Consider the following 20,637-nt stretch of genomic DNA (forward strand, 5'->3'; position numbering starts at 1 on the left):
GTGGCTCCTAGCCAAACCGCCCCTCTCCCCAACCCTCTCCCCATGAGGGGAGAGGGAGCGAGCAGCCGTCGTCATTCCAAACGGCTTTGGCGCATCCATATAGTTGTAGTTCACACCCTCTCAATACGTCTCCAAGTGCAGCCGCCCATCCTTCTTCAGCGCGGCACCCAGCGTGTCCCACGACAAACCCGCCTGCTGCGCCACGTCCCGCAAAGCCAGCACCACGCCCTCCTCCATGCTCTTCAGCCCGCAGACGTAGAAGCAGGTGTTCGGGTCCGCCAGCAACGGGCCCAGGTCGGCCGCGCGCTCGCGCATCACGTCCTGCACATAGCGCTTGGGCTGCCCCGGCGTGCGCGAGAATGCAAGGTTGATATCGATGAAGTCCCTGGGCAAGCTCTGCAGCGGGCCAAAGTAAGGCAGCTCCTCCTGCGTGCGTGCGCCGAAGAACAGCATCAGCTTGCCGCCCTCGAACTTGCCTGACTTGCGCAGCCGGCGGCGCCATTCCGTCATCGCGCGCATCGGTGCGCTGCCGGTGCCCGTGCAGATCATCACGATATTGGAGCGTGGATGGTTAGGCATCAGGAAGCTCGCGCCAAACGGCCCGATCACATCCACCTTGTCGCCCACCTGCAGGTCGCACATATAGTTCGACGCCACGCCGCGCACCGGATTGCCCTGGTGGTCTTCCAGCACGCGCTTGATGGTCAGCGAGATATTGTTGTAGCCGGGCCGCTCGCCATTGCGCGCACTGGCGAGCGAATACTGGCGCGCATGGTGCGGGCGCCCGCTGGCATCCACGCCGGGCGGCACGATGCCGATGGACTGGCCTTCCAGCACCGGGAACGGCGCGGTGCCGAAGTCCAGCACGATGTGGTGCGTATCGTAGTCACGCCCGACCGCGGTGACGCGCGCGTTGCCGACCACGGTGGCCGTGACGGAGCGAGCGGCGGACTTGGCGCCGTAGAGGTTGGTATAGGCGTGCGCCGCCGACCACGGCGGCACGGTGGCGCCGTATTGGGCGCTGGTGAATACGTCGTCGCCGGTGACAGCCGCAGGCAATGACACCGCCGCGGATTCGAGAACCGGTTCTGCATCCGCCGCCACGCCTTCCTCGGCAAGTTGCTCGGGCGAGAGGTCGTCAGGCAGCGTGTCCCAGCCAAACTGCTCGACGATGCTGTATGCCTTGGCGCGCGGCATGGTGCGCCAGTTGTCAATCGAGCCGGTCGGGCATGGTGAGATGCAGGCCATGCAGCCGTTGCACTTGTCCGCATCGACCACGTAGTTGCGCGAATCGTGGGAGATGGCGGCGACCGGGCAGGTGGCCTCGCAGGTATTGCAGCGGATGCAGATCTCGGGGTCGATCAGGTGCTGCCTGATGACCTGGATGTCGGACATGTCCATGGCGAACTCCGGGGGTGATGCGACCCCTGTGGCCGGGGCCTTCGGGCGTGGGGCCCGCAAGCCCTCGCGCCACTGTCTTCTTGCGTGCCGCTCAGTTGAAGCGCACGTACTCGAAATCCACCGGCTGGCGGTTGATGCCCATCACCGGCGGCGCGATCCAGCCGGCGAACTTGCCGGGTTCCACCACGCGGCCCATCAGGCTCGCCACATAGGCGCGGTCGGTCTCGCTCGGCAGCCACTGGTCGACGTTGGCTTTCCATTCCGCATCCGAGATCACCCGGCCATCCGGCGAGATCTTCACGCCGGAGAGTGCGCCGATATTGCGGTGGAACGCCTTGTGCGGGACCTTCAGGCGCAGCGGGATGCCGGCCTTGTCGATGACGCGGTTCCAGCGGTCCACGCCGGCCACGCTGTCCTTGATGTAATCGTCGCGCAGCACTTCGTTGAGCGCGTTGAGCATCGGCACTTCCTTCTCGACCAGCTGGCCGCCGGTGGCCTGCAGGACCTTGTACGTCTGCCCCTTGAGCACGTGGTCGTCGGTGCGCTTGCCTTCCTCGTAGCGGCCCTTGAGGCCGGTGCTGTAGAAGGTGGCGGCGTTGCTCGACTCATCCGCGCCGAACAGGTCGATGGTCACGCTGTAGTGGAAGTTCAGGTAGCGCTGGATGGTCGGCAGGTCGATCACGCCGGCGGCGCGCAGGCGGGCCGGGTCATCGGTCTTGAGCTCGTTCATCACCTGGCAGGTGCGCTGGATCACGCGCGACACGCCGCTCTCGCCAACGAACATGTGGTGCGCTTCCTCGGTCAGCATGAACTTGGTGGTGCGGGCAAGCGGATCGAACGAGCTCTCGGCCAGCGCGCACAACTGGAACTTGCCGTCGCGGTCGGTGAAGTAGGTAAACATGAAGAACGACAGCCAGTCCGGGGTCTGTTCGTTGAACGCCTGCAGGATGCGCGGGTTGTCCTGCTGGCCGCTGCGGCGCTCCAGCAGCGCTTCGCCTTCTTCGCGGCCGTCGCGGCCGAAATACTTGTGCAGCAGGTAGACCATGGCCCACAGGTGGCGGCCTTCTTCCACGTTGACCTGGAACAGGTTGCGCAGGTCGTACATGCTCGGCGCGGTCAGGCCGAGGTGGCGCTGCTGCTCCACCGATGCGGGTTCGGTATCGCCCTGCGTGACGATGATGCGGCGCAGGTTGGCGCGGTATTCGCCGGGGACGTCCTGCCAGGCGTCTTCCCCCTTGTGGTCACCGAAGTGGATCTTGCGGTTGGCCTCGGCGGGGTTCAGGAAAATGCCCCAGCGATAGTCCGGCATCTTCACGTGGCCAAAGTGCGCCCAGCCCTGCGGGTCGACGCTGATAGCGGTGCGCAGGTAGATATCGAAATCCTGCGAGCCGTCCGGGCCCATGTCGTTCCACCAGCTCAGGTAGTTGGGCTGCCATTGCTCGAGCGCGCGCTGCAGCGTGCGGTCTTCGCTGAGGTTGACGTTGTTGGGGATCTTGTCGCTGTAGTTGATGCTGGACATCATGGTCTCCGGGCTGGCTATGCGTTGGATGCGGCGTGTTCGGGTTCGGCTTCGGGTCAGGCTTCGTGTGCGATTGCAGGATTGCAGGTCAGACGCGGTTCCAGTCGAACGCGGCCTTGTCACCCTTGCCGTAGACCTTGAGCGCGCCCTTCTCGCCCACCGCGTTGGGGCGCTGGAAGATCCAGTTCTGCCAGGCGGTGAGCCGCCCGAAGATGCGGGTGAACATGTTTTCCTGGCCGTTGAAGCGCAGGTTGGCTTCCATGCCGGTCAACGCATCCGGCGACATGGCCGCGCGCTCTTCCAGCGCGATGCGCACCTCGTCGGTCCAGTCGATGTCGTCCGGGTTGGCGGTGACGAGGCCCACCGCGAATGCGGCGTCGGCGTCCAGCGGCTGGCCGGCCTTGGCGCGCACCGCGTCCAGCGCCGGTTGCTCGTCATAGAAGCGCCGGCCCAGGCGGCTCTGCCCGGTCACCATCGGGTACAGCCCGAAATTGGTCTCGGCCACGGTGATCCTGGGCGCGCGCGCTTCGTCGTCCGGCAACGCCAGGTGGTAGCTGCGGTCGCACGCCAGTGCCAGCTCAAGGAAGGTGCCGGCAAAGCAGGAGCCCGGCTCGATCAGCGCGAACAGGCTGCGCGAGGACACATCCAGGCGGGAGAACGTGCGGCGCAGCAGGCCGATGGTCTCGCGCACCAGCCAGTGATCCTTGTTGGCCAGCAGCGTGGCGTCCATGGCCAGCACGTTGGCGGCATCGCCTTCGGTCTTGATCAGCCAGGTGCCGATCTCGAGTTCGTTGGTGCGCATCGACAGGATGGCGTCTTCCAGTTCGCGCGCCAGTTGCAGCGGGTACCAGGCGGCGCCGGCCTCGGCGATGGCGCTGACGCTCGTGGGCTGCGTGGCAGATGGGCCTTTCACGATGAAGGTAGCCTTGCGCGCCGCGCGGTCGATCTCTACGGTGACGTGGGTGTAGCGCAGCGCGTCGGCCTCCAGCGTGCGCGCGACCGGGGTCAGCGCCACGCCGCTGGCGTTCGCCGGGCGGTCGCTCTGCGCGGCCAGGGCCAGGGCGCGCTCCTGTACCTTCTGCGCGAACACAGCAGGCTTGGCGATGTCGTCCACCAGGCGCCAGTCCTTGGCACGCTGGCCGCGCACGCCTTCGGTGGTGGTGCAGAAGATATCCGCGAGGTCGTGGCGCACATGGCGCTTGTCGGTCACGCGGGTCAGCCCGCCGGTGCCGGGCAGCACGCCCAGCAGCGGCACTTCGGGCAGGCTCACGGCAGAGGAGCGGTCGTCCACCAGGATGATCTCGTCGCAGGCCAGCGCCAGCTCATAGCCGCCGCCGGCACAGGCGCCATTGACCGCGGCGAGGAACTTCAGTCCGCTGTGCCTGGAGGAGTCTTCCAGCCCGTTGCGCGTCTCGTTGGTGAACTTGCAGAAGTTCACCTTCCAGGAGTGGCTGGAGACGCCCAGCATGAAAATATTGGCGCCGGAGCAGAACACCTTGTCCTTGCCGCTGGTGACCACCACGGTGCGCACCTCGGGATGCTCGAAGCGGATGCGGTTGACCGCATCGTTGAGCTCGATGTCGACGCCGAGGTCGTAGCTGTTGAGCTTGAGCTTGTAGCCGGGACGCAGGCCGGCGTTCTCATCGATGTCTACCGCCAGCGTGGCAATGGGGCCGTCGAACGTCAGCTTGAGGTGCTTGTACTGGGACGGGTCAGTCTGGTATTCGACGCGGGGGGCGGTAGTCATGGCTGTGTCTCCTCAGCAATGAAGCACAATAGTGCATGGATCGGGTGTTAGTGAACGAACTATAGTTCATGCACTAAAAATCCGTCAAGCAATATTGTGCATCTACCCACAAAAGAGTCAGAGCGGCAACTGCAGTGCGTAGCGGACCCGCTCCCGCAACGTCAGGAAGGTGGAGTCCAGCGGCTCGGCGCTGGTGTCGACACTGAAATCCGCCTTGGAATAGAAGGCGGCACGGCCGGCCAGGATGTGGCGCAGGTCTTCCATGGCCTCCTTGCTGGCGGCCATCGGCCGGAAATCGCCCTGGGCGCGCACGCGGTTCATGTGATCTTCCGGGCTCGCCTGCAGCCACACCGTGGTGCAATGGGCCAGCAGCAGGTTAAAGGTGGCGGGGTCGGATACCAGGCCGCCGGGGGTGGCGATCACCGCTTCGGGATAGATCTGGATGGCCTCTTCCAGCGCGCGCCGCTCGTAGCGGCGATAGGCGTTCATGCCGTACAGCCCCTGGATTTCCGAGATGCTGCAGCCGGCAAACTTCTCGATCTCGCGGCTGAGCTCCACAAAGGGAAAGCCCAGTTCCTCGGCCAGCATGCCGCCCAGCGTGGACTTGCCGGCGCCGCGCAGCCCGATCAGCGCCACGCGCGGGCTGCGCGCGGCGTTGCCGCCCCCGGTGCCGAGCAACTCGCCAACGGCAATGCGCACGCGGCGCAGCGTGCCTTCGTCGCGGTGTTCCAGCAGTTCCCGGATCAGCAGCCATTCGGGCGATGAGGTGGACACATCGCCAAGCAGCTCGGCCAGCGAGCAGTGCAGCGCCGAGGCGATTTGCAGCAGCACCAGGATGGACGCATTGCCGCTGCCGTACTCCAGGTTGGCCAGATGCCGCTCCGACACACCCGCGGCCAGCGCCGTGGCCTTGCGGGTCAAGCCACGGCGCGAGCGGAGCTCACGCACGCGCTCGCCCAATGCGACGAGAAAGGCGTTTTTCTCGGCCCCGCCCGCTTCTGTGGCGCTGCCGTTGCCTTGCGCGGCATCGGCGTCGTGCTCGTCAGCAGCCTCCCGCGTTAACCCGGGAACATGCAATATAGTGCTTGACATGGTTTCTTCGCGGCTCTATGTTTCACACATGCACAATAATGCATGGAGCGCGGGTATGCAACCCGGCTAAGTCCAACGGAGCCCCTTTCATGTCCCCAACCGAATTCCGCGAGCAGATCGCGCGGCTCACGGCCCGCATTGCCGGCCGCCCTCTCGATGCCGCCCTGGATACCTGGCTGAATGCCGAGCATGGCGCAGGCAGCACCACGTACTCCGAACTGAAGGACGCATGCCTGGCCGGCGTGGCCGAGGGCTGGCTGTGCGAGCGCGAAGGTGGCGGCATCCGCTATGGCCGCATCTTCAAGCCGGCCGAGGACCTCCACGGCTTCTCCGTCGATGTGGTCGACATGACAGACATCGCCGGCCCGCATCACGCGCACCCCAACGGCGAGATCGACCTGATCATGCCGATCGACGACACCGCCGAGTTCGACGGCCGCCCCGCCGGCTGGCTGGTCTGCCCGCCAGGCAGCGCGCACCGGCCCACCGTCAGCCATGGCCGCGCGCTCGTGCTCTACCTGCTGCCCGAAGGCCGCATCGACTTCACCCGCTGAGATCCCCTCCATGACCGAACTGCTCTCCAACTATCTCGGCGGCCGCTGGCAAGCCGGCTCCGGTGCCGGCGCAACGCTGTCCGACCCCGTGCTGGGCAATGCGCTGGTGCGCGTGGACGCCACCGGCCTGGACCTTGCCGCCGGCTTTGCCTTTGCGCGGGAGCAAGGCGGCGCCGCGTTGCGCGCCATGACCTACCGCGAGCGCGCCGCCATGCTGGCCGCCATCGTCAAGATCCTGCAGGCCAACCGCGATGCCTATTACGAGATCGCCACCGCCAACAGCGGCACCGTGCACAACGATTCCGCCGTGGATATCGATGGCGGCATCTTTACCCTCGGCACCTACTCCAAGCTCGGCGACGCGCTGGGCGACCGGCGCTACCTGATCGACGGCGATGCGGCGCGGCTCGGCAAGGACCCGCTGTTCCAGTCGCAGCATGTGCTGGTGCCCACGCGTGGCGTGGCGCTATTGATCAACGCCTTCAACTTCCCGAGCTGGGGCTTGTGGGAAAAGGCCGCGCCGGCACTGCTGGCGGGCGTGCCCGTGATCGTGAAGCCCGCGACGGCCACCGCCTGGCTGACCCAGCGCATGGTCAGGGACGTGGTGGATGCCGGCGTGTTGCCCCCCGGCGCGCTGTCGGTGGTGTGCGGCAGCGCGGCCGGGCTGCTGGACCAGTTGCAGCCGTTCGACGTGGTCTCCTTCACCGGCTCGGCCGAGACCGCCGCGCTGATCCGCTCGCACGCGGCGGTGACGAAGCGCTCGGTGCGCGTCAATATCGAGGCCGACAGCGTCAACTCGGCCCTGCTGCTGCCCGGCGAGGCCGCCGGCAGCGAAGCGTTCGACCTGCTGGCCAAGGAGGCCGCGCGGGAGATGACCGTCAAGTCCGGGCAGAAATGCACGGCCATCCGCCGCATCTTCGTGCCCGAGGCGCTGTATGGCGCTGCCGCCGACGCCATCGGCGCCCGCCTGGCCAAGATCACAGTGGGCAATCCCCGCAATGAATCGGTGCGCATGGGCGCGCTGGTCAGCCGGGCGCAACTCGCGTCCGTGCGCGATGGGCTCACCTATCTGCAGGTGCAAGCCGAGGTGCTGCACGACGGCGCCAAGCACGCGCTGGTCGATGCCGATCCGGCCGTGGCCTGCTGCATCGGGCCCACGCTGCTGGGTGCGCGCAACGCGGATGCCGCCGATCGCGTGCACGACACCGAGGTGTTTGGCCCCGTGGCCACGCTGGTGCCCTACCGCGATAGCGCGCATGCGCTGGCGCTGGTGCGCCGGGGCCAGGGTTCGTTGGTGGCATCGCTATACGGCAGCAATGCCGATGCGCTGGCCGCCGCCGCGGTGGAACTGGCCGACAGCCACGGCCGCGTCCACGTGATCTCTCCCGAGGTGGCCCAGCTGCATACCGGCCACGGCAACGTCATGCCGCAATCGCTGCACGGCGGGCCCGGCCGCGCCGGTGGCGGCGAAGAACTAGGCGGGCCGCGCGCGCTGAATTTCTATCATCGGCGCAGCGCCGTGCAGGCCAGCACCAACGTGCTGGCACAGCTGTAGCGCATCCATCTAGCGCCTATACAGCGCCTATACAGCGCCAAAGAGGCAAACCCACCGAGGCATCGATCCATCGATGCACCCATAAGGGGAGACAAGCATGACCGCCGAACCACAAGTCCAGCCGCCCGGCACGCCGTTCAACTTCGCCCAGCACCTGATCGCGTGCAACGCGCAGCGGCCCGGCAAGACCGCCTACATCGACGACCACGGCACGATGAGCTACGGCGAGCTGGCCGAGCGCATCCGCCGCGTTGCCGCCGCGCTGCAGGCCCTCGGCATCCATCGCGAAGAACGCGTGCTGCTGCTGATGCACGATGGCAACGACTGGCCCGTGTGCTTCCTCGGCGCGATGTACGCCGGCATCGTGCCCGTGGCGGTCAACACGCTGCTCACCGCCGACGACTACGCCTATATGCTGCAGCACAGCCGCGCGCAGGCCGTGCTGGTATCGGGCACGCTGCTGCCCGTGCTGCAGCAGGCCATCGCCCAGGGCGGCCACGAAGCCGGCACCGTGATCGTCTCGCAGCCAACCGCCCCGCTGGCCGATGGCATGGTCGCGCTCGATGCGCTGATCGAGCGCCACGCGCCGCTGTCCGCGCCGGCGGCCACGGGCCCCGACGACCCCGGCTTCTGGCTCTATTCGTCAGGCTCCACCGGACGCCCCAAAGGCGTGCTGCACAGCCAGGGCAACCCGTACTGGACCGCCGAGCTCTATGCCAAGCCCGTACTCTCGCTGGGCGAGGCCGACATCTGCTTCTCGGCCGCCAAGCTTTACTTTGCCTACGGGCTCGGCAACGGCCTGACCTTCCCGCTCAGCGTGGGCGCCACGGTCGTGCTGATGGCCGAGCGGCCAACCCCGGAGGCCACGTTCAAGCGCTGGCTGGACTATCAGCCGACCGTGTTCTTCGGTGCGCCGACCGGCTACGCGGGCATGCTCGCCGCGCCCGGGCTGCCAGCGCGCGATCAGGTCTCGCTGCGCCTGTGCTCCTCCGCCGGCGAGGCCCTGCCGGCCGATCTGGGCGAGCGCTTCACCGCGCATTTCGGTTGCGAAATCATCGACGGCATCGGCTCCACGGAGATGCTGCATATCTTCCTGTCCAACCGCCCCGGGCAGGTTCGCTATGGCACCACGGGCTGGCCGGTGCCGGGCTATGCGGTGGAGCTGCGCGACGAAGACGGCCACGCCGTGCCCGACGGCGATGTGGGCGACCTCTATATCCAGGGTCCGAGCGCGGCGTTGATGTACTGGGGCAACCGGGAGAAATCCCGCGAGACCTTCCGCGGCGGCTGGACCAAGAGCGGCGACAAGTACGCGCGCAACGCCGACGGCAGCTACAGCTACGCCGGGCGCAGCGACGACATGCTCAAGGTCAGCGGCATCTATGTCTCCCCGTTCGAAGTGGAAGCCACGCTGGCGCAGCACCCCGCGGTGCTCGAAGCCGCCGTGATCGGCGTGCCGGACTCGGCCGGCCTCACCAAGACCAAGGCATTCGTGGTCCTCAAGGCCGGTGCACAGGTCAGCGAGGCGGAGCTGAAGGCCTTCGTCAAGGAACGGCTCGCGCCCTACAAGTACCCGCGCGTCATCGAGTTCGTTGCCGCACTGCCCAAGACGGCCACGGGCAAGATCCAGCGCTTCAGGCTGCGCGAGCTGGAAGGCGCGCCAGCCTGAGCAGATAGGCCAAAGCCGTTCGCCATGACGACGGCTGTCACTCCCTCTCCCCTCATGGGGAGAGGGTTCGGGAGAGGGGCGGTTTGGCCAGGAGCCCCTTGAAGCGAAGCCAACGGTGTTGACAGCACCACGGCATAGCGGGCGCCCGCCCTCTCCCCCAGCCCCTCATACGCTGCGCGGGAGAGGTGGGGGCAAACCACCAAAAAACACAAGGAGACAAAGCATGCGACAAATCGATGTCCACAAGCTGGCCGACGAGGCCCGTTTCAACCGCTTCCACGGCCTGGTACTGCTCTGGTGCGCGCTGATCATCATCTTCGACGGCTATGACCTGGCCGTGGTGGGGATCGCGCTGCCGTCGATCATGAAGAGCATGGGCGTGGACGCCACCAGCGCCGGCTTCATGGTCAGCGCCGCGCTGTTCGGCATGATGTTCGGTGCGATCTTCATGGGCACCGTGGCCGACCGCATCGGGCGGCGCCGCGCCATCGCCATCTGCATCCTGCTGTTCAGCGTCTTCACCGCGGCGGCGGGCTTCACCAGCGATCCCGTCACGTTCAGCGTCACGCGCTTCCTGGCCGGCCTGGGCATCGGCGGCGTGATGCCGAACGTGGTGGCGCAGATGACCGAATACTCGCCGCGCAAGCTTCGCGGGACCATGGTCACGCTGATGTTCAGCGGCTACTCGGTCGGCGGCATGCTGGCCGCCCTGCTCGGCAAAGGCATGATTGAAAACTACGGCTGGCAATCGGTCTTCATGGCCGCCGGCCTGCCGGCGCTGCTGATCCCGGTCATCCTGAGATCCTTGCCGGAGTCCATGCCCTTCCTGATCAAATCGGGCCAGATCGACGCGCTCAAGCACATCGCCTCCCGCCTGGAGCCGGGCTACCAGCCCCAGCCCGGCGACCAGTTCGCCCTGCCCGCCGGGGACAAGGCCGGCGATGCGCCCATCGGCAAACTGTTCCAGGACGGACGCGGCTTTTCCACGGTGATGTTCTGGGTGGCGTTCTTCATGTGCCTGTTCATGGTTTACGCGCTCAGCTCCTGGCTGGCCAAGATGATGGCCGGCGCAGGCTATAGCCTGGGCTCGGCGCTCACCTTCGTGCTGGTGCTGAACTTCGGCGCCATGGTCGGCGCCATCGGCGGCGGCTGGCTGGCGGACCGCTTCAATATCAAATACGTACTGGTCGGCATGTACGCCCTGGCCGCGGTATCCATCACGCTGCTGGGCTACCCGGTGCCCACCGCGCTGCTGTTCGTGCTGGTGGCGCTGGCCGGTGCGTCGACGATCGGCACGCAGATCGTCACCTACGCCTATGCGGGGCAGTTCTACCCGATGGCGGTCCGCGCCACGGGTATCGGCTGGGCTTCGGGCATCGGGCGCAGCGGGGCCATCCTGGCGCCGATCGTGATCGGCGCGCTGGTGGGCATGTCGCTGCCGCTGCAGCAGAACTTCGTGGCCATCGCCATTCCTGCGGTGATCGCGATGATGGCGGTTCTGCTGATCGATCATCGGCGCTCGGCGTCGGCGCAGCATGGAGATGGCAAGGCAGGGCATGTGGCACCCGTAGCGCTGGTGGCGGGGTCAGGCACAACCTCGTAGTTGGGCGCGCGCGGCGCAGGCGCCGCCTCGGCGGCACTTGCGGGTAAGATCGCGGTTCCCGTCGCCCGGATTGAGGGGGCGCATCCCGAACGTGCATTCAAACCCAACAATGACCCCATTTCGCGGAAAGCTTCGGACGCGGCATCTGGAGATCATTCTCTCCGTCGCGGAGCTTGGAAACCTGTCCAAGGCCGCCGAGCAATTGCACATGACGCAGTCCGGCCTCTCCCGCGCAGTTTCCGAGGTCGAGGAGATCGTTGCCGGAAAGCTATTCGAGCGCTCCGCGAAGGGCATGATCGCCACGGCGCTCGGGACCGCGATGTGCCGCCATGCGGCATTGCTCCTGAGCGGCTTCCACAAGGCCGAGGCGGATCTGGGCGCCATCGCCAGGGGCGATCTCGGCAATATGATCCTGGGTTGCTTTTCGATGTTCAGCAGGTGGCCGCTAGCGGAAGCCATCCTGCTGTTCAGGCAGGCGAATCCTCGCGTGGAGATCACGGTAGAGGTCGGGTCGCACGAGGCCCTGATCGAGAAGCTGGATGCAGGCGCTATCGACCTGCTCATCAGCCGCACCCCGAGAAGCCAGAGCGCGGAAACCTACCGGACTGCCACTCTGGTGCATGACGGCATCGTGCTTGCATGCGCACCGGATCATCCGCTGGCCAGGCAGGATGTCGATCTCGCTACGTGCGTCCAGTACCCCTGGATCTCCGCGCCACCAGGAAGCATCTTTCGCGAAATGCTGGTGAATGAAGTCCGGGAAGCCGGTCTCCCGGCCCCTGAGATCGTGGGCGCGCTCTCGCTGGAACTAGGGCGCGAGCTGATCTCGCGCGGCCACTTCCTGTGGCAACTCCCGGAAAGCGCGGCACGCTTCATGGCCGCGCACAATGAGGTTTGCATCCTCCCGCTGTCGTTTAACCTCAGCCCTGGTCCGCTATCGGCCATCTGGCGGCGCGACCGGACCAGCACGCGACAGATGCGCAGCTTCATCCTCAGCCTGCGGCGCGTGGTCGAGTCATCCTGGGGTGCCGGCAACCCCTGAGCATCCGGCTCGTCCCGTTTGCGGGCACCCCGACTCGCCGTCAATCACACCCGCAGCGCACTGCTGCCCTTGCGGCCTTCCAGCGCCGGGGCACGCGTTCGCCTTCCTTCTTTCAATCTTCCTCAAGTTTTCTCAAACATATCGGCTGCCTGCGTGAGGCCATGCGACCTACGCATGAGGCTTCTCAAATTCGTCATGTCCTGCCGCTCCGGCTTCGCTCTACCATCGGCGACGGGTAAAGACATCGCCTATGCGGCACGTCTTGGCCGGACAGAAAAGAGGTCGCCGCGCAATGCGCTGAGCGGATCCAACCCAATCCACGAAAGGAGGAAACGATGACGAAGAGAGGCTGTAGGCCCGCCATCCCGGGGAGTGCATTTCCGCGAGCCCATCTGCGCCAGCTATGCCTGGCAAGCCTGGCGACAACCGCACTGGGCGTGGCGCCCAATGCGGGGGCCGCGCAACCCAACGGCATTTCGCTCAGCGGCCTGGTAGCGGCGGGCCCCACCATGACGTCGAACGTCGGTGGAGCGTCCCGCTACGGCGTCGACTCCGCTCCGTACCGGCCCAACTACATCGCCATGAACGGATCCGAAACGCTGTCGCAGGATATGGCGGCTTATTTCAGGCTGGCTGGCCGATTCTTTGCGAACAACGGCCAGACGGTCGGGCAACTCTTCAACACCAACGCCATTGTCGGGCTGCGCGGCTCGCTGGGCGACCTGGCCCTGGGATACACCCGCGATTTCATGTTCGACTACCTGACGATTCCTGGCTTCAGCGGCTCATGGTTCGGCGGCATCTGGGGCAGTCCGCAGGGGCCCTTCCTGAACTTCGGCGGCGTCTATAGCCCAGCTCGCATCGGTTCATTCGACGCGGACCGGACCAACGGCGAAGCGCTGGCCAATGCGATGAAGTACACGAAGCAGTTCGGGCCACTCAAGCTTGGCGCGATGTATGCCTTGGGCGAGCGCACCAGCTCGATCCACGACGGCAGCACCTACAGCCTTGGCGCTCTCTATGAAACCCCGCGCTATGGCGCCGCCGCCGTTTATACGGATTTCAGGGATAGCGGCACGCCGACCAGCCACGCACGCTTCCAGACGATGGGCTTGGGGGCGAAGTGGAACATCGACGAAGCGACGATTGCGGGGGCGGACGCCAAGGCGTTTATCAACGGCGCCGCCGGCCCGTCGGACAACAGCAAGCAGGTGCTGTCCGGGCTCTTTATCGAGCACGCATTCTGAGCGGACAAGGAGAGCCAGCCATGAAGAATCCCCCATTGCGCGTCGATCCCCAGGATATCTCCGAGGTGATCGACAACATCCCGCCCAACCGGCGTCGCCGCAGCATCGTCGCCATCTGCTTTGCCGTGGTTGCGCTCGAAGGCTTCGATGCGGCCATCATCGGCTTCATAGCGCCGCAGATTGCCACGCACTTCGGCGCGAAGCCGGCCGAGATCTCCGCTGCCATCGCAGCGGGCATGTTCGGGCTGCTGCTTGGCTACATCACCGCGGGGAGCGTTGCGGATACGCGAGGACGAAAGCCTGTGCTCGTTGCCGGCACATTCGCCTTTGCGCTCGCCACGCTCGCCTGCGCGTTCAGCGCGTCGCTGGTCCAGTTGGTGGCCTGGCGATTCATGACCGGCGTGGGCGTCGGCGTGGCGATGCCCGCCGTCGCCGCGCTGCTGGCGGAGTTGCTGCCGGCCCGCCGGCGCGCATCCGCGCTTTCCGGCGTGTTCTGCGGATTCCTGTTCGGCTCGGCCGTGGCGGGATTCCTGACCGGGCAACTGATCGATGCGATCGGCTGGCAGGGGCTGTTTCTCCTCGGTGGCATCGGGCCGCTCCTGCTCGTCCCCGCCATCCTTGCGCTCCTGCCCGAATCGCCAAAGTTCCTGGTGCAGATTGGCGCCGCTTCGGACCGGATCGCCGCCGCGCTTGCCAGGCTAGGTGCGTCCCAGGCTGGCACAGCGCTGTTCAAGACGCCAACGCCTTCGGTTGAGATCACGAAGGGGAGCGTGGCGCAGCTGTTCGGTTCGCAGTACAGGTCGGCCACGATGCTGCTGTGGCTGCTGATGTTCCTGATCTTGGGGAGCTTCTACGTCATCGCCAGCTGGTTGCCCACCTTGATCAAGAGCAGCGGGGAGAGCGTTGCCGTTGCGTCCGGGACGGCAACGCTATTCCAGTTTGGCGGCCTGGTTGGCGCGGTGGTAGGTGCCTTCGCCATCCGGCGCATCGCGCCGTTGAAGTTTATCGGGATCGCCTTGCTGATCGGTGCGGCCAGCCCGCTCCTGATCGCCTCGCCCGATGCCACCGCAAGGTACGCCATCGCCGTGTTCTGCTCGGGCTTTTTGATCAGCGGACCTATCGTCGTGCTCAACGCCGTGGCGGTTGCTGCCTACCCCACGCAGATACGTTCCGTGGGCGCGGGCTGGGCCAGCGCGCTAGGCCGCATCGGTTCGCTGGCGGGCGCGGGCTCCGTCGGGCTGTTGATCAATTCCGGCGTGGGACTGGCCGAGATCATCGCGGCCGTCAGCGCCACGGTGCTGGTGTGCGCCGCGATCGTACCGTTCCTTTTTCGTAAATTGCGTGAACCTGGAGTCTGATCCCATGCATGTCAAAGAGAAGTCCGTCGTGTTGTCCTTGTCCACCGGCGCCATCCGTGGCGAGGCGTCAGATGGCGTCTTTGCGTTTCGCGGAGTGCCATATGGTGATCGGGCCCAGCCCGGGAACCGGCTGTCCGAAGTGAAGCCGCCGTCCGCGTGGACTGGCGAACGCGATGCCACCGCGCCCGGCGCCGTCTTCCCGCAAGCGCCTTCGCGGCTGGCTAATGTCATGGGCAACGGCATCGACCGCAGCCCGCAATCCGAAGACGCATTCCTCCTCAATGTGTGGGCGCCGCAAGATGCGCAGCGTCGGCCCGTTTTCGTCTTTATCCACGGTGGCGGCTTTCTCAGCGGCGGCGGCACGGCCGCATGGTATGACGGCGAGCGCGTGGCCAGGGAAAGCGGGATGGTTGTGGTAACGGTCAACTACCGGCTTGGCGCGCTAGGACATTTCACGGATGCCCGCGATGCGCGCGGCGCCAATCGCGCCGTTCGCGACCTGATCCGCGCGCTCGAGTGGGTGCAGGAGCATATCAGCCGGTTTGGCGGCGATCCGGCGAGCGTCACGGTGGGCGGCCAGTCGGCCGGGGCCTATTACGCCTGGTTGCTTGGCGTCAGCCCTGCGTCGAAAGGGCTGCTCCACAGGAATGCCATGTTCAGCCTGCCGGCCTTGCCGCCGCTGGCGCCCGAAGACGCATATCGGACCAGTCTCGCGCTGCTCGACGCCGCAGGCGAGCAAGACATCGGCGCATTGTCTGTCACGGGCATCCTTGCCGCGCAAAGCCAGTTGATGCGCGCACGTGCCAGGTTCGGCGAGGTATCGGTCGGCTTCCGGCCGGTGGCAGAGGATGGCCTGGTCCCCGACTGGCTCTTCGACCTGCCGCGCGCGGCCAGGGAGGCACACGTGTCGTCGTCGCTGCTGGGCTTCACGGCGGACGAGAATGCCGCCTTCATGGCGGCGGCGCCCGAGGTAGTGCATGCCACGGAGCCGCAGGTCAAGGCATGGTTCGAGACCAGTTTCGGGGCGGACGCGATGAAGCACTACGCGGCCTTTGCCGCCGCGCGCCCGGATCACACGCCGTACACCCAGCTGGTCGATGCGAGCGGGTATCGCCTGTTCGGCGCCGCGGCACGCGAGATCGCAAGCGCGTTCGCCACCGCCGGCAAGCCGGTCTATCCGTACCGGTTCAGCGTGCAGAGCCGTGTGCCAAATCTCATGAGCCCGCACTGCCTGGAACTGCCTTTCCTGTTCGGCAACCGCAACGACTGGCTTGATGCCCCCATGATGGCGAACATCCCCGACGAAACGTTCGAGAAGGTGGGCGCCGAGTTCCGCCTGGGGATATCAAGCTTTGCCAGGACGGGCAAGCCGGCAACGCTGTCCGGTGCCACGTGGCTGCCCTTCGATGTCGCCGAGCCACGTATCGCAGACTTCAAGGATCACGGCACTAGCTGGATGGCGTGGCACCCCTTGCTTGCCGCTTGGCGCCTGCCATGATCCGGGTCGCGCACTGCCCGCGCAGGATCCGGTCGTGTCCGACCCCACGATAGACGCCATGCAAGGCGCATTGTCGACTTGCTGGCGCGTGGCCGGGTATCTTCTCCACGCGATGCAGCTGGCGGCTGGTGCCGGCCTCATTCTGTGCGGCGACAGACATTCGACGCGCGCTCCCTGCCCCAGACTCGTCCCCGTACGTGAGTGGCCCCTAGCACCGTACCTTCGCCCCGCCATGCCCTTTCCCTGGCTGGCGGGGCTCCTTTCATTTACGGCTGGGAAGACCTCACCGGGCCAGCCGCGCCCCCGGCCACATCCGCACAACCAGCGCCCCGATTGCCGTCGCGGTCGACAACAGCGTCACGGCCATCCAGCCCCAGCGCGCCAGCAGCAGGCTGCCCAGCGCGGCGCCGGCCGCCATCCCCACGAACATGCCGACGAACAGGACCGCATTGAGGCGGCTGCGGGCGCCGGGCTCGATCCCGTAGACGATGGTCTGGTGGGCGACCAGCGTCACTTGCACGCCAAGGTCGAAGCCGAGCGCGCTGGCCGCGATCAGCCACAGCCGTGCGTGCGGTGCGAGCAGCGGCGAGAGCAGCATCCCGGCGAACGAGATCGCGGTCAGCGCGATGCCCAGGCGGGTGACCAGCTCCGGGCCTTTGCGGTCGGCCAGGCGGCCCGCCAGCGGTGCGGCGAGCGCGCCGGCGGCACCGGCCAGGCCGAACGCGCCGGCGGCCGCGCTGCCCAGGTGGAACGGCGCGCCGTGCAGCATCACGGCCAGGGTCGACCAGAATGCGCTGAATCCGATCGACAGCAGCCCCTGCGACAGCGTCGCCCGGCGCAGCGCGCCGTGCTTCTTCCACAGCTTGCCCAGCGAGCCCAGCAGCGCGCTGTATGCGAGGTGCGTGGTGGGCTTGAAGCGCGGCAGGCCGCGCGCGGCCACCAGGCCAATCAGCGCGATGCTGGCCGCCGCGATCACGAACATGATGCGCCAGCCGAAGTGCTCCGCCACAAACCCGCTGAGCACGCGCGAGAGCAGGATGCCGAGCAGCAGCCCGGTCATCACGGTGCCGACGACCTTGCCCCGGTCTGGCGCCAACGTGGCGGCGGCCGGCACGATGTCTTGCGCCATCGTCGCGGCCAGGCCAATCGCCAGGCTGGTGGCCAGCAGCAGCCCGATGCCGGAGGCGGCGCCGCTGGCCAGCAGCGCGACGCTGAGCACGGCGGCCTTGGCCAGGATGATGCGCCGGCGGTCGTAGCGGTCGCCCAGCGGGGCCAGCAGCAGGATGCCCAGCGCATAGCCTAGCTGCGTGAGCGTGGGCACCAGGCCGACTGCCCGGTTGGACGCGCCAATTTCCGGGCCTAGCACGCCAAGCATGGGCTGGCTGTAGTACAGCGACGCCACGGCAAGGCCGGCGCCCGCGGCAAGCAGCAGGACCAGCCGTGCAGGCAAGCCGGTGGCGGGGGAATCCGCCGTGTGCGCTGTGTGCGCGGCAGCGGTTGTATGTGTAGCTTGAATGGAAGACATCGCGTTAGCCCTCAGATTGAAAACATGGCTGGAGTTTGCCGGTGGCCCACGGCACGCGGTAGTACTACACTTCGCACAATGCCTATACGCCGGGCGCATGACCAAGAGCCGCCAAGCCACAAACCATGAAACCGCAGCCCTCCGCCCCAGCCGCCCCCTCCGCCCCCTCTGCCCCCTCGGCTCCCTCTGCCGACCGCATCGAGCTGATGCAGACCTTCGTGCGGATCGTCGAAGCCGGCAGCCTGTCGGCGGCGGCCGCGCAACTGGGCACCACCCAGCCCACCATCAGCCGCCGCCTGCAAAGCCTGGAGCGCTCGCTTGGCCTGCGCCTGCTGCAGCGCTCCACCCATGCGATGAAGCTCACCGAGGATGGCGAGCGCTGCTTCGACCGCGCCAAGGAGCTGGTGGCGGGCTGGGAGGCGTTCGAGGCGGACCTGCGCGGCGCCGGCGACGAGCCCGAGGGCACGCTGCGGGTGGTGGTGCCCCATGCCTTCGGCCAGCAGCAACTGGTCGGGCCGCTGGCGGAATTCCTGCGCCGTCACTCACGGGTGACGGTGGAGTGGCTGTTGCATGACCAGACCCCGGATTTCATTGCCGAGGGCATCGACTGCGCTATCCACGTTGGCGAGGTGAGCGACCCGTCGGTGGTAGCGATCCGGCTGGGCGAGGTGCCCCGCATCGTCGTGGCGGCGCCCTCGGTGCTGGACGGCGCGGCGATGCCGTCGCACCCCAACGAGCTGGCACGGCTGCCGTGGCTGTCGCTGCGCGCCTTCTACCGCAACGAGGTGTCGCTGACCCACGCGACCACGGGAGAGAGCCAGCGGCTGACCTTTCGCCCGCGCGTGGGCACCGACAGCCTGTATGCGTTGCGCAGCGCGGCGGTAATGGGCCTGGGCGTTTGCGTTGCCTCCGCGTGGCTGCTGGCGGACGATATCGCCGCAGGCCGCTTGCTGCACCTGGTACCGCAGTGGCGCGCGTCGTCGCTGCCCATGTACCTGATCTATCCCTATGCCAGCTTTTATCCCGCCAAACTGCGCCGCTTTGTGGAAACGATGCGGCAGGCCGTGCCGACCGCGATGGCAGGCTGAATGCGTTGCGCGCAAAGCGCTCAGGCCGCAGTTTTGCGCCCCACGCAAAAGCGTTGCCGACATTCAGCCCATTATCACGGCGCACGTGCAGGCATATGCTGCGAGGTTCCATGTCATCCGCAGCAAAAAAACCATGAAAGCCATCGATTTCAACGAATTCGGCGATGCCGGCGTACTGCAACTGGCCGAGGCGCCGGCGCCCGAACTGCGCACGCATGACCTGCTCGTGCGCAATCACGCGGTGGGCGTGAATCGCGCCGACCTCACGCACCGGCGCGGCGGCTATGGCCGGGCCAACTTCGGCGACTCGGCCATCATGGGCCTGGAAATCGCCGGCGAAGTGATCGCCGTGGGCCCCGAGGCTGTGGGCTTCAAGGCCGGCGATCGCGTGATGGGCATTGTGGGTGGTGGCGCTTACGCGGAAGTCGCGCGCATCGACCACCGGATGGCCATGCGTATTCCGGACGGCCTCGACTACGTCCACGCGGCGGCGATTCCGGAAGTGTTCGTTACGGCGCATGAGGCGCTGATCCACCTTGGCCGCCTTGCGCCCGAAGAGTCGGTGCTGATCCACGCGGCCGGCGGCGGCGTCGGCTCGGCGGCGGTGCAACTCGCGCATGCCATCGGCGCAAAGGTCTTCGCCACCGCCGGCGCCAGCAAGCTGGATCGCGTGCGCGCGCTTGGCGCGGATGTGGGCATCGACTACAAGTCGGTGGATTTCGCCAAAGCCGTTGCCGAGGCCACCGGCGGGCGCGGCGTGGATGTGGTGATCGACTTCGTGGGCGCGCCCTACCTGGAGCGCAATGTCCGCTCGCTGGCGGATGGCGGCCGCCTGGTCCAGGTCGGCATCATGGGCGGCACCGAAGGCGGCGTGCTGCCGCTGGACCGGGTGCTGTTCGGGCATCTCCAGATCATCGGCACCGTGATGAAATCCCGGCCGGCGGCCGTCAAGCACGCCATGACGCGCCGCTTTGGCGAGCGCTGGCTGGATGGCTTCGGGCAGAACGGCCTGGTGCCGGTGATCGACAGCGTCTTTGCGCTGGCGCAGGCAGCCGATGCGCACCGGCGCATGGAGTCGAACCAGAGCGTCGGCAAGATCGTTCTCTCGATCGCGTGAGAGCGGGCAAGCATAGGGGGCTGGCCCAGCCCGGAACAAGCGTTCCCCGTCCGGTGTCGAACCCGATAGGTTCGTCATGGAACGGAAGGTTGCAATGCGCAAGGACCTGTGTTTTGCCGCCGCGGCACTGTTTGGCGTCAACGCGCTTGCCGCGCCGCCCGACGGCCGTCTCTCCGTCTCCTTCGTCAATCCGGAAAGCTACACCGACGCCGCATACAGCCACGCGTACGCAAGCGAGAGAGACCTCGCCGCCGTGGAGCACGATATACGGCAGCACCTGGACCGGCTGGCCGAGCGCAAGCTGCCGCGGGACGACACGCTCAGGATCGAAGTGCTCGACATCGACCTGGCGGGCCGCTTCGAGCCACTGCGCTTGCGCGGCCAGGATCTGCGCGTGGTGCGGGACATCACCTGGCCGCGCATGACGCTGCGCTACACCCTGAGCCGTGGCGACCAGGTACTGGCCAGCGGCGAAGACCGGCTCGTCGACATGAATTTCATGATGTCGGTGAACATCTACGCGAGCAGCGACCCGCTGCGCTACGAGAAGGCCATGCTGGATGACTGGTTCGACAAGCGCATCGTCAAGCGCGTCGTCGGGCGATAGCCAGAGTCGACAGCC

At 66.7% G+C, this 20,637-nt stretch carries 16 protein-coding genes; 11 read left to right on the forward strand and 5 right to left on the reverse strand.

The window, feature by feature from the left end; translation table 11 throughout:
• Positions 1-120 precede the first annotated feature (120 nt).
• The 4 genes from boxA to ACGLHR_RS18350 all read right to left on the reverse strand — a co-directional run bounded on the left by boxA (position 121) and on the right by ACGLHR_RS18350 (position 5,759).
• Positions 121-1,401: a benzoyl-CoA 2,3-epoxidase subunit BoxA gene (gene boxA / locus ACGLHR_RS18335; protein WP_400095702.1), complete on the reverse strand. Its 1,281-nt coding sequence runs from the start codon at positions 1,399-1,401 to the stop codon at positions 121-123.
• A 91-nt stretch (positions 1,402-1,492) separates the two neighbouring features.
• Entirely contained in the window at positions 1,493-2,920 is a 1,428-nt protein-coding gene (gene boxB, locus ACGLHR_RS18340) for a benzoyl-CoA 2,3-epoxidase subunit BoxB (RefSeq protein WP_318235951.1), read from the reverse strand.
• A gap of 88 nt (positions 2,921-3,008) precedes the next feature.
• Positions 3,009-4,667 carry a 2,3-epoxybenzoyl-CoA dihydrolase gene (gene boxC, locus ACGLHR_RS18345; protein ID WP_400095704.1) on the reverse strand — a complete coding sequence of 553 codons (1,659 nt, stop codon included), beginning with the start codon at positions 4,665-4,667 and terminating at the stop codon, positions 3,009-3,011.
• A gap of 117 nt (positions 4,668-4,784) precedes the next feature.
• On the reverse strand, positions 4,785-5,759 hold the full coding sequence (locus tag ACGLHR_RS18350; RefSeq protein WP_400095705.1) for a helix-turn-helix transcriptional regulator: 975 nt from the start codon (positions 5,757-5,759) through the stop codon (positions 4,785-4,787).
• An 89-nt stretch (positions 5,760-5,848) separates the two neighbouring features.
• On the opposite strand from ACGLHR_RS18350, the gene ACGLHR_RS18355 reads away from it, so the two are divergent.
• From ACGLHR_RS18355 to ACGLHR_RS18390, 8 genes are all read left to right on the forward strand, one after another.
• On the forward strand, positions 5,849-6,313 hold the full coding sequence (locus ACGLHR_RS18355; protein WP_400095706.1) for a DUF4863 family protein: 465 nt from the start codon (positions 5,849-5,851) through the stop codon (positions 6,311-6,313).
• Positions 6,314-6,323: 10 nt separating this feature from the next.
• The gene (locus ACGLHR_RS18360) at positions 6,324-7,868 is read left to right on the forward strand and encodes a 3,4-dehydroadipyl-CoA semialdehyde dehydrogenase (protein WP_400095707.1); all 1,545 of its coding nucleotides are present in this window, start codon (positions 6,324-6,326) and stop codon (positions 7,866-7,868) included.
• Between the two features lie 97 nt (positions 7,869-7,965).
• On the forward strand, positions 7,966-9,537 hold the full coding sequence (locus ACGLHR_RS18365) for a benzoate-CoA ligase family protein (protein WP_400095709.1): 1,572 nt from the start codon (positions 7,966-7,968) through the stop codon (positions 9,535-9,537).
• Positions 9,538-9,760: 223 nt separating this feature from the next.
• On the forward strand, positions 9,761-11,140 hold the full coding sequence (locus ACGLHR_RS18370; RefSeq protein WP_400095710.1) for an MFS transporter: 1,380 nt from the start codon (positions 9,761-9,763) through the stop codon (positions 11,138-11,140).
• 109 nt (positions 11,141-11,249) lie between these two features.
• Complete coding sequence (locus tag ACGLHR_RS18375; protein ID WP_400095711.1) at positions 11,250-12,182, forward strand: LysR family transcriptional regulator; 933 nt, start codon at positions 11,250-11,252, stop codon at positions 12,180-12,182.
• Positions 12,183-12,517: 335 nt separating this feature from the next.
• Positions 12,518-13,429: a porin gene (locus ACGLHR_RS18380; RefSeq protein WP_400095712.1), complete on the forward strand. Its 912-nt coding sequence runs from the start codon at positions 12,518-12,520 to the stop codon at positions 13,427-13,429.
• Positions 13,430-13,449: 20 nt separating this feature from the next.
• Positions 13,450-14,787, forward strand: coding sequence for an MFS transporter (locus ACGLHR_RS18385; protein ID WP_400095713.1), 1,338 nt, complete (start codon positions 13,450-13,452; stop codon positions 14,785-14,787).
• A 4-nt stretch (positions 14,788-14,791) separates the two neighbouring features.
• Entirely contained in the window at positions 14,792-16,285 is a 1,494-nt protein-coding gene (locus tag ACGLHR_RS18390) for a carboxylesterase family protein (protein WP_400095714.1), read from the forward strand.
• Positions 16,286-16,568: 283 nt separating this feature from the next.
• Here the strand turns inward: ACGLHR_RS18390 and ACGLHR_RS18395 are convergent, their stop codons facing one another.
• A complete protein-coding gene (locus tag ACGLHR_RS18395) occupies positions 16,569-17,810 on the reverse strand; it encodes an MFS transporter (protein ID WP_400095716.1) in 1,242 nt (413 codons plus the stop codon).
• Between the two features lie 125 nt (positions 17,811-17,935).
• Between ACGLHR_RS18395 and ACGLHR_RS18400 the strand changes: the two genes are divergently transcribed.
• From ACGLHR_RS18400 to ACGLHR_RS18410, 3 genes are all read left to right on the forward strand, one after another.
• Entirely contained in the window at positions 17,936-18,898 is a 963-nt protein-coding gene (locus ACGLHR_RS18400; RefSeq protein WP_400095717.1) for a LysR family transcriptional regulator, read from the forward strand.
• A gap of 133 nt (positions 18,899-19,031) precedes the next feature.
• The gene (locus ACGLHR_RS18405; protein ID WP_400095718.1) at positions 19,032-20,015 is read left to right on the forward strand and encodes an NAD(P)H-quinone oxidoreductase; all 984 of its coding nucleotides are present in this window, start codon (positions 19,032-19,034) and stop codon (positions 20,013-20,015) included.
• A gap of 76 nt (positions 20,016-20,091) precedes the next feature.
• Positions 20,092-20,622 (forward strand): DUF3016 domain-containing protein, encoded by a 531-nt coding sequence (locus tag ACGLHR_RS18410; protein ID WP_400095719.1) that lies wholly within the window; start codon positions 20,092-20,094, stop codon positions 20,620-20,622.
• Positions 20,623-20,637 lie beyond the last annotated feature (15 nt).

Source organism: Cupriavidus sp. CuC1, assembly GCF_044627735.1.
Classification (GTDB): domain Bacteria; phylum Pseudomonadota; class Gammaproteobacteria; order Burkholderiales; family Burkholderiaceae; genus Cupriavidus; species Cupriavidus ulmosensis.

What these genes read in the sequence shown, in the direction of transcription:
- ACGLHR_RS18405 (WP_400095718.1), top strand. Translation starts at nt 19,032, where the DNA reads ATGAAAGCCATCGATTTCAACGAATTCGGCGATGCCGGCGTACTGCAA.
- ACGLHR_RS18380 (WP_400095712.1), top strand. Translation starts at nt 12,518, where the DNA reads ATGACGAAGAGAGGCTGTAGGCCCGCCATCCCGGGGAGTGCATTTCCG.
- ACGLHR_RS18400 (WP_400095717.1), top strand. Translation starts at nt 17,936, where the DNA reads ATGAAACCGCAGCCCTCCGCCCCAGCCGCCCCCTCCGCCCCCTCTGCC.
- ACGLHR_RS18355 (WP_400095706.1), top strand. Translation starts at nt 5,849, where the DNA reads ATGTCCCCAACCGAATTCCGCGAGCAGATCGCGCGGCTCACGGCCCGC.
- ACGLHR_RS18410 (WP_400095719.1), top strand. Translation starts at nt 20,092, where the DNA reads ATGGAACGGAAGGTTGCAATGCGCAAGGACCTGTGTTTTGCCGCCGCG.
- ACGLHR_RS18385 (WP_400095713.1), top strand. Translation starts at nt 13,450, where the DNA reads ATGAAGAATCCCCCATTGCGCGTCGATCCCCAGGATATCTCCGAGGTG.
- ACGLHR_RS18350 (WP_400095705.1), bottom strand. Translation starts at nt 5,759, where the DNA reads ATGTCAAGCACTATATTGCATGTTCCCGGGTTAACGCGGGAGGCTGCT.
- ACGLHR_RS18370 (WP_400095710.1), top strand. Translation starts at nt 9,761, where the DNA reads ATGCGACAAATCGATGTCCACAAGCTGGCCGACGAGGCCCGTTTCAAC.
- boxC (WP_400095704.1), bottom strand. Translation starts at nt 4,667, where the DNA reads ATGACTACCGCCCCCCGCGTCGAATACCAGACTGACCCGTCCCAGTAC.
- boxB (WP_318235951.1), bottom strand. Translation starts at nt 2,920, where the DNA reads ATGTCCAGCATCAACTACAGCGACAAGATCCCCAACAACGTCAACCTC.
- ACGLHR_RS18375 (WP_400095711.1), top strand. Translation starts at nt 11,250, where the DNA reads ATGACCCCATTTCGCGGAAAGCTTCGGACGCGGCATCTGGAGATCATT.
- ACGLHR_RS18360 (WP_400095707.1), top strand. Translation starts at nt 6,324, where the DNA reads ATGACCGAACTGCTCTCCAACTATCTCGGCGGCCGCTGGCAAGCCGGC.
- ACGLHR_RS18365 (WP_400095709.1), top strand. Translation starts at nt 7,966, where the DNA reads ATGACCGCCGAACCACAAGTCCAGCCGCCCGGCACGCCGTTCAACTTC.
- boxA (WP_400095702.1), bottom strand. Translation starts at nt 1,401, where the DNA reads ATGGACATGTCCGACATCCAGGTCATCAGGCAGCACCTGATCGACCCC.
- ACGLHR_RS18395 (WP_400095716.1), bottom strand. Translation starts at nt 17,810, where the DNA reads ATGTCTTCCATTCAAGCTACACATACAACCGCTGCCGCGCACACAGCG.
- ACGLHR_RS18390 (WP_400095714.1), top strand. Translation starts at nt 14,792, where the DNA reads ATGCATGTCAAAGAGAAGTCCGTCGTGTTGTCCTTGTCCACCGGCGCC.